The organism is Shewanella sp. SW24, assembly GCF_025653395.1.
In the GTDB taxonomy this organism is placed as follows: Bacteria; Pseudomonadota; Gammaproteobacteria; order Enterobacterales; family Shewanellaceae; genus Shewanella; species Shewanella oncorhynchi.
Window position 1 is genome coordinate 35,239 of sequence record NZ_JAKKSH010000001.1, and the last position, 19,685, is coordinate 54,923.

General features: G+C 45.6%; 16 protein-coding genes and 3 tRNA genes. 10 read left to right on the top strand and 9 right to left on the bottom strand.

The annotated features are described in order from the left end of the window. Nucleotides 1-8: 8 nt before the first annotated feature. The gene (locus tag L5M17_RS00140) at nt 9-503 is read right to left on the bottom strand and encodes a peptidylprolyl isomerase (RefSeq protein WP_198572192.1); all 495 of its coding nucleotides are present in this window, start codon (nt 501-503) and stop codon (nt 9-11) included. A 140-nt stretch (nt 504-643) separates the two neighbouring features. Between L5M17_RS00140 and cysS the strand changes: the two genes are divergently transcribed. Further along, nucleotides 644-2,023: a cysteine--tRNA ligase gene (gene cysS, locus L5M17_RS00145; RefSeq protein ID WP_105252936.1), complete on the top strand. Its 1,380-nt coding sequence runs from the start codon at nt 644-646 to the stop codon at nt 2,021-2,023. 155 nt (nt 2,024-2,178) lie between these two features. On the opposite strand, the gene folD is transcribed toward cysS, so the two are convergent. Next, nucleotides 2,179-3,033, bottom strand: a complete 855-nt coding sequence (gene folD / locus L5M17_RS00150) for a bifunctional methylenetetrahydrofolate dehydrogenase/methenyltetrahydrofolate cyclohydrolase FolD (RefSeq protein ID WP_263144409.1) — start codon at nt 3,031-3,033, stop codon at nt 2,179-2,181. Nucleotides 3,034-3,397: 364 nt separating this feature from the next. Here folD and L5M17_RS00155 point away from each other — a divergent pair. The 9 genes from L5M17_RS00155 to L5M17_RS00195 all read left to right on the top strand — a co-directional run bounded on the left by L5M17_RS00155 (nt 3,398) and on the right by L5M17_RS00195 (nt 12,495). Continuing rightward, nucleotides 3,398-3,474 (top strand) — tRNA-Pro (locus L5M17_RS00155). Nucleotides 3,475-3,591: 117 nt separating this feature from the next. After that, nucleotides 3,592-3,668, top strand: a tRNA-Arg gene (locus L5M17_RS00160). Nucleotides 3,669-3,677: 9 nt separating this feature from the next. Next, nucleotides 3,678-3,753, top strand: a tRNA-His gene (locus L5M17_RS00165). Nucleotides 3,754-4,014: 261 nt separating this feature from the next. Next, nucleotides 4,015-5,319 (top strand): trigger factor, encoded by a 1,305-nt coding sequence (gene tig, locus L5M17_RS00170; protein ID WP_263144414.1) that lies wholly within the window; start codon nt 4,015-4,017, stop codon nt 5,317-5,319. 89 nt (nt 5,320-5,408) lie between these two features. Continuing rightward, nucleotides 5,409-6,017 (top strand): ATP-dependent Clp endopeptidase proteolytic subunit ClpP, encoded by a 609-nt coding sequence (clpP, locus tag L5M17_RS00175; protein WP_263144417.1) that lies wholly within the window; start codon nt 5,409-5,411, stop codon nt 6,015-6,017. Between the two features lie 84 nt (nt 6,018-6,101). After that, on the top strand, nt 6,102-7,382 hold the full coding sequence (clpX, locus tag L5M17_RS00180) for an ATP-dependent protease ATP-binding subunit ClpX (RefSeq protein ID WP_028760467.1): 1,281 nt from the start codon (nt 6,102-6,104) through the stop codon (nt 7,380-7,382). A 132-nt stretch (nt 7,383-7,514) separates the two neighbouring features. Then, nucleotides 7,515-9,872, top strand: coding sequence for an endopeptidase La (gene lon, locus L5M17_RS00185; protein ID WP_263144420.1), 2,358 nt, complete (start codon nt 7,515-7,517; stop codon nt 9,870-9,872). A 259-nt stretch (nt 9,873-10,131) separates the two neighbouring features. Then, nucleotides 10,132-10,404: a nucleoid-associated protein HU-beta gene (gene hupB / locus L5M17_RS00190; RefSeq protein ID WP_006081127.1), complete on the top strand. Its 273-nt coding sequence runs from the start codon at nt 10,132-10,134 to the stop codon at nt 10,402-10,404. A gap of 225 nt (nt 10,405-10,629) precedes the next feature. Continuing rightward, nucleotides 10,630-12,495: a SurA N-terminal domain-containing protein gene (locus L5M17_RS00195; protein WP_028760465.1), complete on the top strand. Its 1,866-nt coding sequence runs from the start codon at nt 10,630-10,632 to the stop codon at nt 12,493-12,495. A 193-nt stretch (nt 12,496-12,688) separates the two neighbouring features. On the opposite strand, the gene L5M17_RS00200 is transcribed toward L5M17_RS00195, so the two are convergent. From L5M17_RS00200 to L5M17_RS00230, 7 genes are all read right to left on the bottom strand, one after another. Further along, nucleotides 12,689-12,901, bottom strand: a complete 213-nt coding sequence (locus L5M17_RS00200) for a molybdopterin-binding protein (RefSeq protein ID WP_006085368.1) — start codon at nt 12,899-12,901, stop codon at nt 12,689-12,691. Nucleotides 12,902-13,039: 138 nt separating this feature from the next. Beyond that, nucleotides 13,040-14,242, bottom strand: coding sequence for an enoyl-ACP reductase FabV (gene fabV / locus L5M17_RS00205; RefSeq protein ID WP_105252933.1), 1,203 nt, complete (start codon nt 14,240-14,242; stop codon nt 13,040-13,042). A gap of 105 nt (nt 14,243-14,347) precedes the next feature. Next, the gene (locus L5M17_RS00210; RefSeq protein WP_263144422.1) at nt 14,348-15,133 is read right to left on the bottom strand and encodes an ATP-binding cassette domain-containing protein; all 786 of its coding nucleotides are present in this window, start codon (nt 15,131-15,133) and stop codon (nt 14,348-14,350) included. Further along, on the bottom strand, nt 15,114-16,121 hold the full coding sequence (locus L5M17_RS00215) for an oligopeptide/dipeptide ABC transporter ATP-binding protein (protein ID WP_263144424.1): 1,008 nt from the start codon (nt 16,119-16,121) through the stop codon (nt 15,114-15,116). Before L5M17_RS00215 ends, L5M17_RS00210 begins: the two co-directional genes overlap by 20 nt. Nucleotides 16,122-16,124: 3 nt before the next feature. Continuing rightward, entirely contained in the window at nt 16,125-17,015 is an 891-nt protein-coding gene (locus L5M17_RS00220) for an ABC transporter permease subunit (protein ID WP_006081133.1), read from the bottom strand. Beyond that, nucleotides 17,002-18,033 (bottom strand): ABC transporter permease, encoded by a 1,032-nt coding sequence (locus L5M17_RS00225; protein WP_113938850.1) that lies wholly within the window; start codon nt 18,031-18,033, stop codon nt 17,002-17,004. The genes L5M17_RS00220 and L5M17_RS00225 overlap by 14 nt, the downstream gene beginning before the upstream one ends. After that, complete coding sequence (locus L5M17_RS00230; protein ID WP_263144427.1) at nt 18,033-19,658, bottom strand: ABC transporter substrate-binding protein; 1,626 nt, start codon at nt 19,656-19,658, stop codon at nt 18,033-18,035. Before L5M17_RS00230 ends, L5M17_RS00225 begins: the two co-directional genes overlap by 1 nt. Nucleotides 19,659-19,685: the final 27 nt, after the last annotated feature.

The following is a 19,685-nucleotide window of genomic DNA, read 5'->3' on the forward strand; positions in this document are numbered from 1 at the left end:
TCGCCGTATTATGCCGCGACGCTGACTTTTTCAATCACAATGGCTTCTAATGGCACATCTTGATGCATACCACGGTTACCAGTGCTAACAGCTTTAATTTTTTCGATAATGTCCATGCCTTCAACGATTTCGCCGAATACGCAGTAGCCCCAGCCCTGTGAGGTTTCGGATTTAAAATCGAGGAAAGTGTTGTCGTTCACGTTAATGAAGAACTGCGCAGTAGCTGAATGTGGATCTGAAGTACGCGCCATAGCGACAGTACCAGTACGGTTTGATAAACCGTTATTGGCTTCGTTCTTCACTGGCTCGTTACAACGCTTTTGGCTCATGTCTTCGTTGAAGCCACCACCTTGGATCATGAAACCGTCTATCACACGGTGGAAGATAGTGCCGTCGAAGAAACCTTCGTCAACATATTTCATGAAGTTTGCTACTGTTAGCGGTGCTTTTTCAGCGTTCAGTTGCAGTTTAATGTCGCCCAAATTAGTGTGTAATGTGATCATGTTTTCATACTCAGTGTAAATAGTGGCGCGATTCTAACTTATCTCGGATTGCGCGCAAAGTGCAGTATTCAAAACCTGTCAGGCCGTGATAGACTGACTCCTTGATTTTACACCTGAATGTATCATTGAAGAGAATATCGATGTTGAAGATTTACAACAGTATTACCCGCCAAAAACAGGAATTTAAGCCAATTAATCCCGGGAAAATTGGGATGTACGTGTGTGGTGTGACCATATACGATCTCTGTCATATTGGTCATGGCCGTACTTTTGTTTCTTTCGACATGATAGTGCGCTACCTGCGTTACGCGGGTTATGAAGTGAATTTTCAGCGCAATATTACTGATGTTGATGACAAAATCATCAAGCGCGCTAACGAGAATAACGAAAGCTGTGAAGCCTTAACCGAGCGTCTTATTGGTGAAATGCACCAAGACTTCGATGCCTTAAATATGTTGCGCCCCGATTTTGAACCGCGCGCGACCCTTCATATTGCCGAAATCATCGACATGGTTGAGTTATTACTCGCCCGTGGCCATGCCTATGTGGCGAGCGATGGTGATGTGCTTTTCAGCGTGGCCTCATATCCTGATTATGGCCGTTTATCGGGCCAGAATTTAGATCAACTGCAAGCCGGTGCTCGGGTTGAAGTGGACGAAACCAAGCAAAATCCAATGGATTTTGTGTTGTGGAAAATGTCGAAACCTGGCGAACCAACGTGGGAATCCCCATGGGGACCGGGTCGTCCTGGCTGGCATATCGAATGTTCGGCCATGAACAGCAAACATTTAGGTTTGCATTTTGATATCCATGGCGGCGGCTCTGACTTACAGTTCCCACATCATGAGAATGAAATCGCCCAGTCTTGCTGTGCCCATGACACACCATACGTCAACTATTGGATGCACACTGGCATGGTGATGGTTGACCGTGAAAAGATGTCTAAGTCCTTAGGCAACTTCTTCACTATTCGCGATGTACTTGGTCACTATGATGCTGAAACTGTGCGTTATTTCTTATTATCTGGTCATTATCGTAGCCAACTGAACTATTCAGAAGATAACTTGAAACAAGCTCGCTCAGCCTTAGAGCGTTTGTATACCGCGATTAAAGATGTCGACTTAACTGTCGTTGCAGCGCCTGCAGAAGAGTTTATTGCTAAGTTTAAAGCGGCGATGGATGATGACTTTAATACACCTGAAGCCTATTCCGTTCTATTTGATATGGTGCGTGAGATCAATCGTTTAAAACTGACCGATATGGCACAGGCATCGGCATTAGCGGTCACCTTGAAGCAATTAGCGGATGTGTTAGGTCTATTAAGCCAAGAGCCAGAGGCCTTCTTTCAAGGTGGCGGTAGTGACGATGAAGTGGCTGAAATCGAAGCCTTAATCGTTGAGCGTAACCGTGCTCGTACCGAAAAGGATTGGGCTGCTGCGGATGTGGCGCGTAATCGTTTAGATATTTTGGGCGTTGTGCTTGAAGATGGTCCAAGTGGCACCACTTGGCGTAAGAAATAAGCTTATTCGCTATATTTTTAATTCAAGAAAATCTTCAGTAAATAAAAAACCTGCATCATGCAGGTTTTTTTATGCTTGCTAGAACCTAGAACCTAGAACCTAGAACCTAGAACCTAGAACCTAGAACCTAGAACCTAGAACCTAGAACCTAGAACCTAGTCATGATACTGCTCGGCGGCATATAAGGTGTTTTCTAATAGGCTTGCAATCGTCATCGGGCCGACACCGCCGGGGACTGGAGTGATAAAGCTGGCATTTTGCGCAGCAATGTCATATTGCACATCGCCGACTAAGGTGCCGTTATCTAAACGGTTAATACCCACATCTATTACAATCGCGCCAGGCTTGATCCACTCGCCAGGAATAAAGCCGGGTTTACCCACTGCAACGACCACGAGATCTGCCTGACGGATTTTTTGTTCGAGATTCTTAGTGAAGCGGTGGCAAGTAGTGGTGGTGCAGCCAGCAAGCAGCAACTCTAAGGTCATTGGGCGGCCGACAATATTCGATGCGCCAACCACAACAGCATCTAAACCATAGGTATCAACGCCGGTGGATTTGATGAGTGTCATTATGCCCATTGGGGTACAAGAGCGCAGCACCGGAATACGCTGGGCTAAACGGCCGACGTTGTACGGGTGAAATCCATCGACGTCTTTATCTGGGCGGATACGCTCGATGACTTTTGAGTCTTCGATATGCGCGGGTAATGGCAGTTGCACTAAGATGCCATCAATTGTCGGAGCATCATTAAGACTATCAATCAGGTTGAGTAATTCATCTTCAGTGCAGTTTGTTTCTAAATCGTATGAACGAGAAAGAAATCCAACTTCTTCACAAGCCTTACGTTTACTGCCAACATAAACTTGTGATGCCGGATCGGCTCCCACTAATATTACGGCTAAACCCGGTACGCGTTGTCCAGCCTCTTTGCGGGCGGTGACTTTTTCGCTGAGCTTAGTGCGGATGGATTGAGCAATCGCCTTGCCGTCGATTATTTGGGCTGTCATGGGTGTAGGATATCCTTTATATGGGCGATGGTGAAAACAGTAGTTAACACAGAGATTGGCAATCGTGGCTATTTTAACAGGGCACAGCTACTGTGTCATGGTTAAAGCCGTTGCCAAGTGGATAAAAAAAACCAGATTAGCCTGATAATTCAGCACCTAGAGTCGAACGATAAAAAAATCGTTGACGGGTGTAAAGTGAGGGGATAAGATGCGCTCCGTTCTCAGGCAGATGTGTTCATCTTGCGCTGAAACTGTCATGTAAGACCTTAGGTAATTAGCGCAGTCCGATAGTGCATCCAGATTTTGGATGAGAGTGGACCAGAGGAAACCCTCTGAGTTGATACCAAGTAAAATGTAAGACCTTCGGTGATTAGCGCAGTCCGGTAGCGCATCTGGTTTGGGACCAGAGGGTCAGAGGTTCGAATCCTCTATCACCGACCACTTTATTATCGTTTGCTTCAATGAATTCAAAGATAATTTGGACTCAAATAGGCGAGTGATAGGGTTAGCATAAATGCTTTCCAAATCGGTTAGGATACAGAAAATTCTGTAAACCATGCGCCCGTAGCTCAGTTGGATAGAGCACCCGCCTTCTAAGCGGGTGGTCGCAGGTTCGAATCCTGCCGGGCGTACCAGTTTCAGTGGTGATTGTAGCTCAGTTGGTAGAGTCCCGGATTGTGATTCCGGTTGTCGTGGGTTCGAGCCCCATCAGTCACCCCATTTTTAGTACTTTGAGTACAAATTAAAAAAAGCGACCTTGTGTCGCTTTTTTTATACCCCAGATTCGGCTGTTGAGGCTCGACTCTGCAGAAAACGGTGGCTATAATGTCGCGTCTTGATAGATATCAACTATGAGCGACCTGTGCCTAAAGCCAGTTGTGGTGGGCATTGTAGTCAAATTTAATGATCAAGAAACGAATACCTGAATAGTTGATGAATCGGCTATTACAAAGGACGTTAGACAAATTTCGAGGTAAAACAATGCAAGTTTCTGTTGAAGCAACCCAAGGCCTAGAGCGTCGCCTGACCATTTCTGTTCCTGCTGAACAAATTGAAAAGCTGGTTAAAGACAGTTTACAACGTGAAGCTAAGCGTGCTCGTATCCCAGGTTTCCGTCCTGGTAAAGTGCCTGTTACTGTTATAAACAAACGTTACGGCGCAGCGATTCGTCAAGACATCATGGGTGAAGTGATGCAACGTAACTTCATCGAAGCAATTATTGCTGAGAAGTTAAACCCAGCGGGTGCACCGACTTTTGTTCCTGGTTCTACTGATGGCGAAAAATTCGAATTTATCGCTACCTTTGAAATCTATCCAGAAGTTGAGCTGAAAGGCTTAGATGCAATCGAAGTAGAACAGCCAAAAGCTGAAGTGACTGACTCTGACGTTGACACTATGATTGAAACCTTACGTAAACAACACGCGACTTTCGCTGCTGTTGAGCGTGAAGCTGCTGATGGCGACAAAGTGAAAATGAACTTTGTTGGCTCAGTTGACGGTGAAGAATTTGAAGGCGGCAAAGCTGATGATTTTGAACTGCAACTAGGTAGCGGCCGTATGATCCCTGGTTTTGAAGCAGGTATCTTAGGTCACAAAGCGGGCGAAGAATTTGTTATCGACGTGAACTTCCCTGAAGAATATCACGCTGAAAACCTGAAAGGTAAAGCGGCTAAGTTTGCGATTACGCTGACAGAAGTGCAAGCGGCTAACCTGCCAGAAGTAAACGATGAGTTTGCTGCTCTGTTTGGTATCAGCGAAGGTGGCTTAGAAGCCCTTAAAACTGAAATCCGTAAAAACATGAACCGTGAACTTGAGCAAGCGTTAAAAGCTAACGTGAAAGAGCAAGTGATCAATGGTCTGTTAGCTAACAACGATATCACTTTGCCAAAAGCATTGATCGATGGCGAAGTTAACGTTTTGCGTCAACAAGCCATGCAACGTTTTGGTGGCCAATCGGCTAACATGCCAGAACTGCCAGCTGAATTGTTCACTGAACAAGCTGCACGTCGTGTTAAAATCGGTCTGCTATTAGGCGAAGTCATCAAGACTAACGAACTGAAAGCGGAAGATGAACGCGTACAAGGCTTGATCGCTTCTATGGCTTCAGCCTACGAAGATCCAAGTGAAGTGGTTGCTTATTACAACAGCAACAAAGAGCTGATGCAAAACATGCGCAACGTTGCTTTAGAAGAGCAAGCGGTTGAAGCACTGTTGAAATCTGCCAAAGTGACCGAAAAACAAGTCGCTTTTGAAGAATTTATGAACAAGGCTACCGGTCGCGCATAAGCTAAGCTTGACTTGATTAGCTGTTCGCCATTTATAATGGCTCGTATGAGGCTCCTCATGCGAGCCATTTTTATTTAGGGAAGTGAATAATGCATAATGCGTCAGACATACAAAGTGCTTTAGTGCCTATGGTGATCGAACAGACTGCTAAGGGTGAACGCTCATACGATATTTATTCTCGTTTGTTGAAAGAGCGGATTATCTTTTTGGTAGGTCAAGTTGAAGAACACATGGCAAACCTTATCGTGGCGCAACTATTATTCTTAGAATCAGAAAGCCCAGATAAAGATATCTTTTTATACATTAACTCTCCTGGTGGCTCTGTCACCGCAGGCATGGCGATTTATGATACCATGCGGTTTATCAAACCGAATGTTAGCACTGTCTGTATCGGCCAAGCCGCTAGTATGGGCGCTTTCTTGTTAGCTGGTGGTGAGAAGGGTAAGCGTCACTGTTTACCAAACTCTCGCGTGATGATCCATCAACCGCTGGGTGGTTTCCAAGGTCAAGCATCAGATATTGCTATTCATGCCAAAGAAATCTTAGGCATTAAAAATAAGCTTAACCTAATGCTCGCTGAACACACAGGTCAACCGCTCGAAGTGATTGAACGCGATACCGATCGTGACAACTTCATGAGTGCAACTCAAGCCGTCGAATATGGCTTAGTTGACTCTGTGATGACGAAACGCGGCTGATTTTTGCTTTTGACTGAGCTATGCTTTGTAAAAGTTAAGCAAATTTAAGACAGGCAGTAGAGCAGACTGCAAATGAGGTAATTAATGGGCGACAACAAAAATAATGGTGACAGCGGTAAATTGCTGTACTGCTCTTTTTGCGGAAAGAGCCAGCATGAAGTCAGAAAACTCATTGCTGGCCCATCAGTGTATGTATGCGACGAATGTGTTGAGTTATGTAACGACATCATTCGTGAAGAGATTAAAGAAATCTCTCCAAAGCGTGATAGCGATAAATTACCGACACCACATGAGTTGCGTGCACATTTAGACGATTATGTTATTGGCCAAGACAGAGCGAAAAAAGTGCTTTCTGTGGCAGTGTATAACCACTATAAGCGTTTAAAAAATGCATCGCCTAAAGATGGTATCGAGCTGGGCAAGAGTAATATTTTGCTTATCGGTCCAACGGGTAGCGGTAAAACCCTACTGGCTGAAACCCTTGCGCGCTCACTCAATGTGCCTTTCACTATGGCAGATGCTACTACGCTGACTGAAGCGGGTTATGTGGGTGAAGACGTTGAAAACATCATTCAAAAGTTGCTGCAAAAGTGCGACTACGATGTTGAGAAGGCGCAGCGTGGTATCGTTTATATCGATGAAATCGATAAAATTAGTCGTAAGTCAGACAATCCATCAATCACCCGTGACGTATCGGGTGAAGGTGTACAGCAAGCGCTGCTTAAGCTGATTGAAGGTACTGTTGCCGCGGTTCCACCACAAGGTGGCCGTAAGCATCCACAGCAAGAATTCTTACAAGTCGATACTTCTAAGATCCTCTTTATCTGTGGTGGTGCGTTTGCAGGGCTTGAGAAAGTGATTGAGCAACGTGCGCACGTTGGCTCGGGTATCGGTTTTGGTGCACAGGTGAAAGGCGAGAAAGAGAAAGCGACGATCTCTGAAACGTTATCACAAGTAGAACCTGGCGATTTAGTCAAATACGGTTTAATCCCTGAGTTTATTGGTCGTCTGCCAGTGGTTGCGACTCTGACTGAGCTGGATGAAGAAGCTTTAGTACAAATTCTATCTCAACCTAAAAATGCCCTAACTAAGCAATACAGTGCGTTATTTGAGATGGAAGGGGTTGAGCTTGAGTTCCGCGAAGATGCGCTTAAAGCGATTGCTCACAAAGCCATGTCTCGCAAGACAGGTGCCCGTGGTCTACGCTCCATCGTTGAAAGTATTCTGCTGGATACTATGTACGATATCCCATCCGTTGACGGTGTGGTGAAGGCCGTTGTGGATGAATCAGTCGTGAAAGGGGAATCTGCCCCAATCTTGATTTACGAGCACAATGAGGCCCAAGTGGCATCAGGCGAACAATAATTGTACTGATCGCTAATAAACTGAAAAACAAGGAGTCCAATGGACTCCTTTTTTCGTATTAGCCATTGAAACTCCATAAAGCGTCCCAATATACTCCAGTATTAATCCATTTCACCAAAACGGAATCGAACTATGACCCAAGAGCGTGAAGCGCATATCGAACTCCCCGTGCTGCCACTGCGAGATGTGGTGGTCTATCCCCATATGGTAATTCCGTTATTTGTCGGACGAGAAAAATCTATTCGATGTCTCGAAACGGCAATGGCGCAGGATAAGCAAATTATTTTAGTGGCGCAGCGTGATGCCGAGCTCGATGAACCATCAAAAGATGACATCTTCGAAGTGGGTACGGTTGCCTCTATTTTACAGTTACTTAAGCTGCCAGACGGTACAGTCAAAGTGCTGGTTGAAGGCGGTCGTCGCGCCCGTATTACCCGTTATATCCAAGAAACAGAATTCTTTGTGGCTAAGGCTGAGTATCTGGAATCAGAACCGCTGGAAGACAAAGAAGAAGAAGTGTTAGTGCGCAGTGCTATTGGTCAGTTTGAAGGTTATATCAAGCTGAACAAAAAGATCCCGCCAGAAGTCTTGACCTCTTTATCGGGTATCGATGAAGCGGCGCGTCTGGCCGATACTATGGCCGCACACATGCCACTTAAGCTTGAAGATAAGCAATCTGTGCTTGAGATGGTCAACGTCGGCGAACGTCTGGAATATCTAATGGCGATGATGGAATCGGAGATCGACCTATTACAGGTTGAGAAACGTATCCGGACTCGCGTTAAAAAACAGATGGAAAAGAGTCAGCGTGAGTACTATCTGAACGAACAGATGAAAGCCATCCAGAAAGAACTGGGTGACCTAGATGAAGGCCATGACGAATTTGAAGCCTTAAATCGTAAGATTGAAGAGGCTAATATGCCCGCTGAGGCGAAAGAGAAAGCCCTCGCCGAGCTTAACAAGTTACGCATGATGTCACCAATGTCGGCTGAAGCGACGGTTGTTCGCAGTTATGTCGATTGGATGACGGCTGTGCCTTGGAGCCAACGCTCTAAAATCAAACGTGATTTAGCCAAAGCCCAAGAAGTACTCGACACCGATCATTTTGGCCTTGAAAAAGTCAAAGAACGTATCTTGGAATATTTGGCAGTCCAAAGCCGAGTGCGTCAGCTTAAAGGGCCAATCCTGTGTTTAGTGGGGCCACCAGGTGTGGGTAAAACCTCGCTAGGTCAATCGATCGCTAAGGCGACCGGTCGTAAGTATGTGCGTGTTGCCCTCGGTGGCGTGCGTGATGAAGCGGAAATCCGTGGTCATCGCCGTACTTACATTGGGTCTATGCCGGGTAAAGTCATTCAAAAGATGGCTAAAGTCGGCGTGAAAAACCCGTTATTCTTGCTCGATGAAATCGACAAGATGAGTTCAGATATGCGCGGCGATCCGGCTTCTGCTTTATTAGAAGTGTTAGATCCTGAGCAAAATGCGACCTTTAACGATCATTACCTCGAAGTCGATTACGACCTATCCGATGTGATGTTTGTTGCAACGTCAAACTCTATGGATATTCCTGGGCCACTTCTTGACCGTATGGAAGTCATTCGTTTGTCGGGTTACACCGAAGACGAGAAGCTGAATATTGCTAAGCAACATTTGCTGAATAAGCAAATTGAGCGCAATGGTTTAAAAGCCACTGAAATTAAAGTAGATGATAGTGCTATCGTTGGCATTATCCGTTATTACACCCGTGAAGCGGGTGTGCGTTCACTCGAGCGTGAATTGTCTAAGATTTGCCGTAAAGTCGTGAAAATGATTTTGCTCGATAAGTCTGTCAAGTCTGTGACTGTCAACCAAGAGAATCTTAAGTCTTTCCTTGGTGTGCAGCGCTTTGATTACGGCAAAGCCGAGTCTAAGAACCAAATCGGTCAAGTGACTGGCTTAGCGTGGACTCAAGTGGGCGGTGACTTACTGACGATTGAAGCAACCTCAGTGCCAGGTAAAGGGAAGTTAACCTATACCGGTTCCCTTGGCGACGTGATGCAAGAGTCGATTCAAGCAGCGATGACAGTTGTTCGCGCCCGTGCGGAACAATTAGGTATCAATGCTGATTTCTACGAGAAGCGTGATATCCACGTGCATGTGCCAGAAGGTGCGACACCCAAAGATGGTCCATCTGCAGGTGCGGCAATGTGTACCGCGTTAGTATCAAGCTTAACGGGTAACCCCGTGCGTGCTGATGTGGCCATGACAGGTGAAATAACCTTACGTGGTGAAGTGTTACCTATCGGTGGTTTGAAAGAAAAACTGCTAGCAGCACACCGCGGCGGCATAAAATTGGTGCTTATTCCAAAAGAAAATGAGCGCGATTTGGAAGAAATTCCTGCCAATGTGATTGCCGATTTAGAAATTCGTCCCGTGCGTTGGGTCGATGAAGTGTTAAAACTGGCCCTAGAAAGACCAGTTGAAGGCTTCGAAGTGGTTAAAAACTTGGCATAACGCAAGAAATTGCGCTATCACGTTAAAAAAAATGAAAAAAGGGGCTTAACAAAGCGCAGACCTGTGGTAGCCTAGGTCTGTGGAGAGCCAGCTGCTCCAAGCCCTTGGCGCAACTGGCTTTGAGCTGTATCCAGTTTTAATTCTTTGGTTTTCGAACTCAGCTTGAACTTTGAATTCAAGCTTGTTATAAAAGCCTCCGCAGACCGCTCTAGAGACGGATTTGGTTGCGGCGCAAAAAAATTACATTCAAGGGGATGACATGAACAAATCTGAACTAATCGAGAAAATCGCATCTGGTGCTGACATTTCTAAAGCCGCTGCTGGCCGAGCACTGGATTCTTTTATCGCTGCTGTGACCGAAGGTCTGAAAGAAGGTGATAAAATTTCTCTTGTTGGTTTTGGTACTTTTGAAGTGCGTGAACGCGCTGAGCGTACTGGTCGCAACCCACAAACGGGTGAAGAAATCAAAATCGCAGCAGCTAAAATTCCTGCATTCAAAGCTGGTAAAGCACTGAAAGACGCTGTTAATTAATCATTAATATCGTAGCCTTTGTAAGGCGTTCGTAATGACAAGCACTGTTTATCAGTGCTTTTTACGAATTGAAAGTAATGGAATATGAAGCTTAATTTCTACCATTACTCGGGGTTTTAGAATTTACCAGTGGTAGCGTCTGAATATTCCCCATAAATTACAGAAAGGCGCATCTCAACCTGATGCGCCTTTTTATTTTGTTAATCGCAACAAGCGAGAAATCTGATGTTAGAAAAGATCCGCGATGGTTCGCAAGGCGTGATTGCTAAAGGCATTCTCGTACTTGTGATTTTATCTTTTGCATTTGCAGGAGTCAGTAGTTACTTAGGTTCAACAACTGATGTGCCTGCGGCAGAAGTGAACGGTGACAAGATCACTAAAGCCGAGCTAGAGCAGGCGTACCAGAGCGAGCGCTCTCGCATGGAGCAACAGCTAGGTGAAATGTTTGCTGCGTTATCTGCTGACGAAAAATACTTACAAAGCATTAAGCAGAGCGTATTAGAACGCTTAGTGGCTGACAAGTTGATAGATCAAGCTGCTAAGGCTATGGGTCTACGTGTATCTGACGAGCAAATTGTTGCTGCAATGAGAGCTGAACCGGCATTTCAAACTGATGGCAAATTTGATAACGATCGTTATCAGGCGATTCTGCGTCAGTTAGGTTATCAGCCACAGACTTTCAGAGACATGATGCGTGTCGATATGACCCGTCGTCAGTTAACTGCAGCCCTTGTGGGTACTGAATTCGTGTTACCTGGTGAAGCTAAGCAATTGGCTGAGTTACAAGGCCAAACCCGTGATGTGCGCTATGTTATTGTCGATTCTGCACCATTCTTAGCGACAGCGGTTGTGACTGACGAGCAAGTGAAAAACTATTACGACGCAAACCAAGGGCAGTTTATGAGTCCTGAGATGGTGAGCTTAGAATATGTTGAACTGAATGCTGCTGATTTTGCTAAAAATAATCCAGTTTCTGATGAAGAAGCACAAACGTATTACGAAGAACATAAAGCACAATATGTTTCTAACGAGAAGCGTCTTGCCGCGCATATTTTGGTTATGCCAGGTAACGATGAAGCGGCAGCAAAAGCCAAGGCTGAAGATCTCGCTAAGCAATTAGATAGCGGTGCCGATTTTGCTGATCTGGCTAAAGCTAACTCTGATGATACTTTGAGTGCAGAGCAGGGCGGTAAACTGGATTGGTTTGAACCTGGTGTAATGGACCCCGCATTTGATGCCGCTTTATTTGCATTAAATAAAGGCCAACATTCTGCGGTGGTTAAAACAGACTTTGGTTTCCACATTATCAAGCTATTAGATGTGCAATCTGGCGCGACTGTACCGTTTGCTGATGTGAAAGCTAAGATAGTGGCTCAATTGCAAGATAAGAAAGCGGTTGACCAGTTCTATAGCTTACAAAGTAAATTAGCGGATACCAGCTATGAAGTGCCAGATACACTATCTGAAACCGCAAAAGCTGTTGGCGTTGATGTTAAGACTACAGCACTGTTTTCTCGCGATAACGCACCTGCTGAGCTAAACAAGCCTGACTTAGTTAAAGCAGCCTTCTCTGAAACTGTAATGCTGAAAGGTTTAAACAGTGAAGTGATTGAGCTTGAACCTAACCATGTGGTTGTTATCCGAGTGAAAGAACATCACGATGCGGGTACTTTGGCCTTAGCTGAAGTGAAAGCCAACATCACTGAGCGCTTGAAGCAAGATCAAGCAAACGAAGCCGCCCGTGCAAAAGCACAGGAACTGATGGCACAAGTTAAAGCGGGTGCAACTGATCTTGGTTTAGTGTCTAAAGCGAAACTAGGCCGTGGCGCGCAAGACGTTGATGCTGCGATTGTAGGCAAAGCGTTCCAAATGCCAACACCAAGTACAACTCCTGTTGTCGATACCGTTGGTTTAGCAAACGGTTATGCTGTGGTTGCACTGGATAAAGTTAACGCTGCAGAAGGTGTGAGTGATGAGCTAGTTAATGCACTTAAACAACGTCTGAACGCACAATACAGTGAAGCAGACTACCGTGGCTTGATCGATTCGCTTAAAGCCAATGCCAAGGTGCTTTACCCTGTAGAAGAATAATTTCAGTGGGGATAGTGAGTTATTAAATTTACTATCCGACTGATTAAATAGAAAAGGCCAAGTGAGTTCACTTGGCCTTTTTGTTTTTTAATTCGATAAAGTTTACCAATGAAGTTCGAAGGATATCCACTATCGCAACACTGTCAGACTCCATATTCCATTACTTCAATCGCCACGTTACTGAATTGAATGGTTAATCATCAACGCCAATCATTACGCTGCTGGCTTTGATGAGGGCATAAGCCGAATCACCCACTTTGAGCCCTAGGCGCTCACAGGAAGCTTTAGTCACCACAGAGGTCAGTACGACACCGGGTGCAAGTTCGATTGTCACTTCATTGTTTACAGCGCCCATTTCTATGGATTTGATTGTACCGCTGAGGGTGTTTCTTGCGCTAATTTTCATTGATTTTCCTTATTGAGGGATTATTAGGGGTCAACTGCAGCTAGTGTAGCGCATCTTAATCTGGGAGTTATAAATAAAAACGCCACTAAAAAGTGGCGTTTAACGTTTGTGATAAGCAGTGATTCGCTATCGAGTTGATTAGAGTTCGATAACGTCAAATTCAACGTATGGGTTAACGTCGGCATCGTAATCAATGCCTTCGATACCAAAACCAAATAACTTAATAAATTCAGCTTTGTATTCACGGTAATCAGTCAATTCTGATAAGTTTTCTGTGGTCACTTGTGGCCACAAATTACGGCAGTGTTGCTGAATATCTTCACGCAGTTCCCAGTCATCTAAACGTAAGCGATTATCACTGTCTGTCTCAGGTTTTGCACCATCGGCACGGAATAGGCGCTCACTGAATAAGCGATAGATTTGCTCCATACAACCTTCATGGAGACCTTCCTGACGCATTTTCTTGAATACCATAGCGATATATAAAGGCATGACAGGAATGGCCGAACTCGCTTGAGTCACAACGCTCTTTAGCACTGCAACATTTGCGCTGCCGCCAGTGGCTGACAGTTGTTCATTTAACGCTTTTGCAGCGCGGTCCAGATCCATCTTGGCCTTGCCAAGGGCGCCGTGCCAGTAAATTGGCCATGTCAGTTCAGTACCTATATAGCTATAGGCTACGGTTTTGCAGTTATCGGCTAATACACCGGCTTCAGATAAGGCTTTGATCCACAGTTCCCAATCTTCGCCGCCCATAACAGTGACAGTATCGGCAATTTCTTGCTCAGTTGCTGGCTCAACGGTGGCTTCAATGATGCAGTCTTTATTGGTATCAACGGCAGTTGCTGTGTAAGTTTCGCCAATGGGTTTTAAAGCTGATCGGATAAGCTCACCTGAATCTGGGAGTTTGCGCACTGGTGATGCCAGTGAGTAAACAACCATGTCAATTTCACCGAGATCTTGCTTGATAAGCTCGATGACTTTTTGTTTAGCTTCATGGCTAAAGGCATCGCCGTTAATGCTTTTAGAATATAAACCTTCCGCTTTAGCAAATTTGTCGAAAGCGGCAGAGTTGTACCAACCTGCAGTACCTGGTTTCGCTTCAGTACCAGGCTTTTCGAAGAACACGCCAATCGTTGCGGCATCGCTACCAAAAGCGGCTGCGATACGTGAAGACAGACCATAACCACTTGATGAACCGACTACTAATACCTTTTTCGGGCCGTTAGCGATTTTGCCTTTTGCTTTAGTTAAGGTGATTTGTTCTTGAACGTTTACTTCACAACCGACAGGGTGTGTAGTGGTACAAATGAATCCACGAATTTTTGGTTTGATAATCATATTTAAGCTTCTTCTATCAAAATGACCAATAGGATAAATATTTCGGCGGGTAAATGGCACCTATTTTTAGCCAATTCACCTGATTATTTAAGTGGTTGGAGCAGTTTAGCGTTTATGAACAAACAGACTCTGCTCTTGGACCAACCTCTGGGTGTATTCATGTTTTGGTGAGTTAAATATTTGTTCTGTATCAGCTTTTTCAACCATTACACCTTTGTGCAGTACCATAATTTTATCGCTGACATGGCGAATAATATTGAGATTATGGGACACGAAGATATAAGACAAGCCGAGATCTTTTTGCAGTTTTAACAGCAAATTAAGAATTTGCGAACGCACCGAAAGGTCCAGAGCGGTTAAGGCTTCATCGGCAATGATAATTTTAGGATTGAGCATTAAGGCTCGTGCTACTGCGACTCGTTGTTTTTGCCCTTCGGAAATCATGTGCGGATAAAACTCCGCATGCTCAGGTAATAAACCTACTTTTCGTAAGGTATCGACCACTTGGGTGTGCCGCGATTGCGCTGACATTTGGGTGTTGAAACGCAGCGGCTCATCGAGTAATTGACCAATCGTTAGGCGCGGGTTCAGTGAAGTATTCGGATCTTGGAAAATCATCCGAATTAAGCGGCATCTTTGCTTCACATTGCGACTGTCTAAGGCTTCACCTTCGAAAAATATCTCACCACCGCTGCGGGGCTCTGCACCGACTAAAATGCGGGCGAGGGTACTTTTACCTGAACCCGCCTCACCCACTATCGCTAAGGTTTCACCGCGTTCGAGTTCAAAGGATACGGGCGCTAATGCATCGTTATATTGGCGGGAAAAGCCCCTATAACCAGTATCATATCTTTTATAAAGGTCATTAACTTTAAGCAGTGGGGTCGTCATTATGGGTTTCGCTGTGATAAGGGAAATGACAGGCAAAATAGCGGTCTTTGATATGACTTAAATTTGGCTGATTAACGCATTTTTTTTGTGCTTCAGGGCAGCGTGGCCCTAAACGACAACCAATTGGCAAATGCTGTAAGGCGGGCGCAGAACCCGGTAGGGTAGGCATAATCGCCTTGTGACCACCTGAGCCTGAATAGTCGGGCATATTTTCGAGTAACGCCTTAGTGTAAGGATGATAAGGCTGCTTAATCACTTCGTCCGTCGGCCCAGATTCCATGACTTGACCGCAATAGAGCACGGATAAGTGATCACACCATTGGGCTAAGGTTTCCAGCTCGTGGCTGATCAATAGAATCGATACGTTTTGTAATTGATTTAATTGGGATAATAATCTGAAAATTTGCGCCTGAGTGCTGAGCTCCATCGAGCTTGTGGGTTCGTCTGCAATCAATAGGCGAGGCTGGTTAGCAACCGCCATCGCAATCATCACCTTTTGGCATTCGCCTTCGGATAATTCCCACGCGTAGCTAGACATCACCTGCCGCGGATTCTTGATCCCGACTTTATGCAGCCATTTCTGTGCTGTAAGTCGTGCATGCCTGCGCCGTTGCCAAAAATAGGCGTTAGGATTTTTAGGCATAGCTTGCATTAACTGACTGCCGACGGTTTGTGCTGGATCTAAGCTGCCAGACGGATCTTGGAAGATCATCGCCATGTCTGAACCCATCAGATTACGCCGCTCTTTTGAGCTCATGGCCATCAAGTTATTGCCATCCCACATCATGCGGTCTGCTGTGATAGTCCAGTTAGGGCCGGGGATGCCTAAAATTGCTCTGGCTAACAAACTTCGTCCTGAGCCAGATTCACCGACTAGCCCATGAATTTCGCCCGCATTGAGCGTTAAGCTGACTTTTTCTAGCGCCCGCACTCTACCGTGGGGCGTATCGAGTTCAATCGTTAGATTTCGTACGTCGAGTAAGGGCATAAGTTAGTTTCTGATGGGCGCAAGCGCCGACCGTAGGCCATCGCCAACCAAGTTAATGGAAAGCACACTGAAAAGAATCGCTAAGCCTGGGATAGTTACGGCCCAAGGCGCTGTTAGTAAATTATCCATTCCTTGGGCGACCATAGCGCCCCATTCTGGACTCGGCGCCTGTGCGCCCAAGCTTAAAAAACCCAGGGCAGCGATATCTAAAATAGCAGCTGAAATGGCAAGTGTGGTTTGAATAATCACCACTTCCCACACGTTTGGCATAATGACATACCAAAAAATTTGCATCGAGTTAGCGCCGTCTAAACGTGCGGCTGTGACATATTCTTTTTGTAATTCTTCATGCACTGACTGGTGTATGGAGCGTACAAATTGTGGGGTTAAGGCAATCCCGACCGCCCAGAACACATTTTCAAGCCCTGGTCCCATTACAGCGACCACTAAAATGGCCATTAATAATGAAGGAATCGATAACAGCGCATCGAGCAAATGACCGAGAATACTGGATTTTAAGCCCCGCATCATGCCCGACAACGACCCTATGATAAAGCCTGTGAATAATGCGGTAACGACGATCAGCAGCGCCATGCCAAAGGTCAAGTGCGCGCCGTGTAATAATCGGCTAAAAATATCGCGGCCGAGATCGTCAGTCCCTAAAAAGTGTGCCACTGTGCCTGAAGGGTCCCAAGAGGGTGGCAGCAGCAAGGCTCTTGGATCTTGTGCCTCTGGTGGGAAGGGCGCAATCATAGGGCCAAACAGGGTTAGCAAGAGCAGAAATGCAATCGTCCACAGACCCGCTAAGGCGAAAGGATTAGCCGAAAAGTTAAGCCAAACCCGCATAGTCGGGGAGGCAATTTGATCTTCTTGATAAATTTTAACTGGTGGCATAAAGGTCTTTTCTGCTCAGTGGATTAAAGGCTGTGTGCAGCACTTCAATCAAGATACTTAGGAAGATAATCAATAGGGCCACGGCCAAAATCCCACCTTGGATAACAGTATAGTCCCGTTGGTAAATCCCTGAAACCAGCCAAGATCCTACACCAGGCCAAGAGAAAATCATTTCAACCACTATGGCATAACTGGCAAATGAGCCAAGCATTAGCCCTAAATGTTTAAGTACGGGGATCAGCGCATTGGGCAGGGCGTGGCGCAGTATAATCGTGCCAGTATGCATGCCTCTGGCTTCGGCGGCGCGGATAAAGGTTTGATTCATCACATTCACCATTGCCGAACGGGTGCTACGAACCACTACAGTAAAAGGTAACACGGCCAGTGTTGTGGCAGGCAAAATGATATGCAGCAGGGCATCTTTAAATGCCGACATGCCGTATTCTGACTCTGACAACAAGGTATCCACTAGCATAAAGCCAGTGACGGGCTTGATTTCATAGAGCAAATTGATTTGTCCCGAAATTGGTAACCAACCAAGATCGACTCCAAACCAAAGCGAAAGATAAAGGCCTAACCAGAATACGGGTACAGAGTAGCCCGTTAGGGTAATCGCCATAATGGTATTTTGGGTGAGCTTATGTTGACTCTGGGAGGCGAGCACGCCCAAGGGCACGCCCAAGCAAATTGCGATAATGCCCGCCATCACAGCAAGTTCGAAGGAGGCGGGTAGGACGGCACTGAGTTCTTCGGCGACTTCTTGATGTGACGTGACTGAAATCCCTAAATTACCGCTAAGCCTTTGTTGTAGGTAAGCGATAAATTGCCACGCTTGGTTTTTATCTAATTTGTAGTCCTGTTCTATTTGAACCAGTTGGCTTGCCGTCGGTGTATGTATGCCAGTGAGTGCATAGGTGCGCTCAACCGGAAACAAGCCTGTAGCGTAAAATAATACACCAATCATCACTAAAGAGGTGGCGAGGAACAGATTGAGGCGACGCAGTAGGTATGTAAACATTAATTCGCCTCCTGTGGTGCTTGGCTAGTATGGGTGAAGGAAATCCCACCAAAAGGCGTAAGCTGCATATCCTTGATATCACTGCGAGTTAACGCTACACGTTTGGCATGGGCCAGACTCAGCATAGGTACTTGTTCAGCTAAAAAGGCTTCTGCTTGTTGATAAATCACTTTACGTTCCGCTTGATCTGATACTTCCCTTGCGCTGTTTAAGATGGCATCAAACTCAGGGTTACACCAGCGAGAACGATTGTTGTTTGATTGCATTGCTGCGCAGCTCAGCAGCGGATTAAAAAAGTTATCGGGATCGCTGTTATCAGCATTCCAGCCAATCAGCACAGAATCATAGTCGTCGCGGCTCAGTCTCTGATTAAATACGCTCCAATCGTAACTGACGATATTCACTTTTACGCCGATGTTTGCTAAATCGGATTGAATTAATTCGGCCGTTTTCAACGAATTGGGGTTATAAGCGCGGGCAACCGGTATGGCCCAAATATTGATGCTGAGATTTTTTATACCAGCTTCTTTTAATAGGTCGCGTGCTTTTTGCGGATTGTAATCGACAAGTCCTTTGTTATTTTCGTAGGCCCATGATGCTGGCGGCAGAACGCCGGTGGCTTCAATGGCAGTATTTTGATAAACCGCTCGCAGGATATTTTGTTTATCAACAGCATAGGCAAGTGCACGACGTACGCGAACATCATCTAACGGTGGCTTTTGTGTATTAAAGGCCCAAAATGCTACGTTAAGACCTGGTTGTGATTCGATGTTTAATTCTTGATGCTGTTTGATAACAGGCAGTTCACCTGCTTTGGGCAGCGCAGAAACGCTGCAATCCCCCGCGATAAGCTTAGCGAGCCTAACTGTACTTTTGGGTGTGATATCAAATACCAGCATATCGATTTTTGCTGGCTCTCCCCAAAAATCGGGATTACGGCGATAGCGGATATATTCGTTTTTAGCGTATTGCACTAAGGTGAACGGTCCTGTACCAATGGCAAAGTGGTCGACGTTTTCAGGATGACCTAAAGCTAGCTGCTGCTGCGCGTATTCGTTTGATAAGATCACCGCAAAGTCGGTGGCTAAATTCGACAGAAAAGAAGCGTCTTTGCGGGTTAAGTAAAAGACCACTTCATGATCGTTTATCTTCTCTATCCCTTTAACTTGCTGAGAAAAGCCAATACTTTGGAAGAAGGGATAACCCGTGCGGGAGACAAAATGATAAGGATGCTGGGTATCGATAATACGATTAAAGGAGAGCAACACATCGTCGGCATTAAAGGGGCGAGTTGGGTAAAAACGCTTCGAATGCTGGAACTGCACGTTTTCCCTGAGAGTGAAACGATAGCTTAAGCCATCATCAGACATGGCCCAACTCGTCGCCAAGGCAGGGACAAGCTTGCCTGACTGGGTGTCATAATCCACTAGGCGACTATAAATTTGATGCGAGGTGGCATCGATTGTCGTGCCAGATGTCACCAATTGTGGATTAAAAGACTCAGGGTTCCCTTCGGAGCAATACACCAAACCAGAAGGGAGTCGTTGGGGGCCACACGCGACCAACAACCAACTCATGCAAGAAACTGCAGTTGTTAGGCACAGGCGTCTAATTAGCACACTCATTTATAAATCATTATTTTATCGACTATG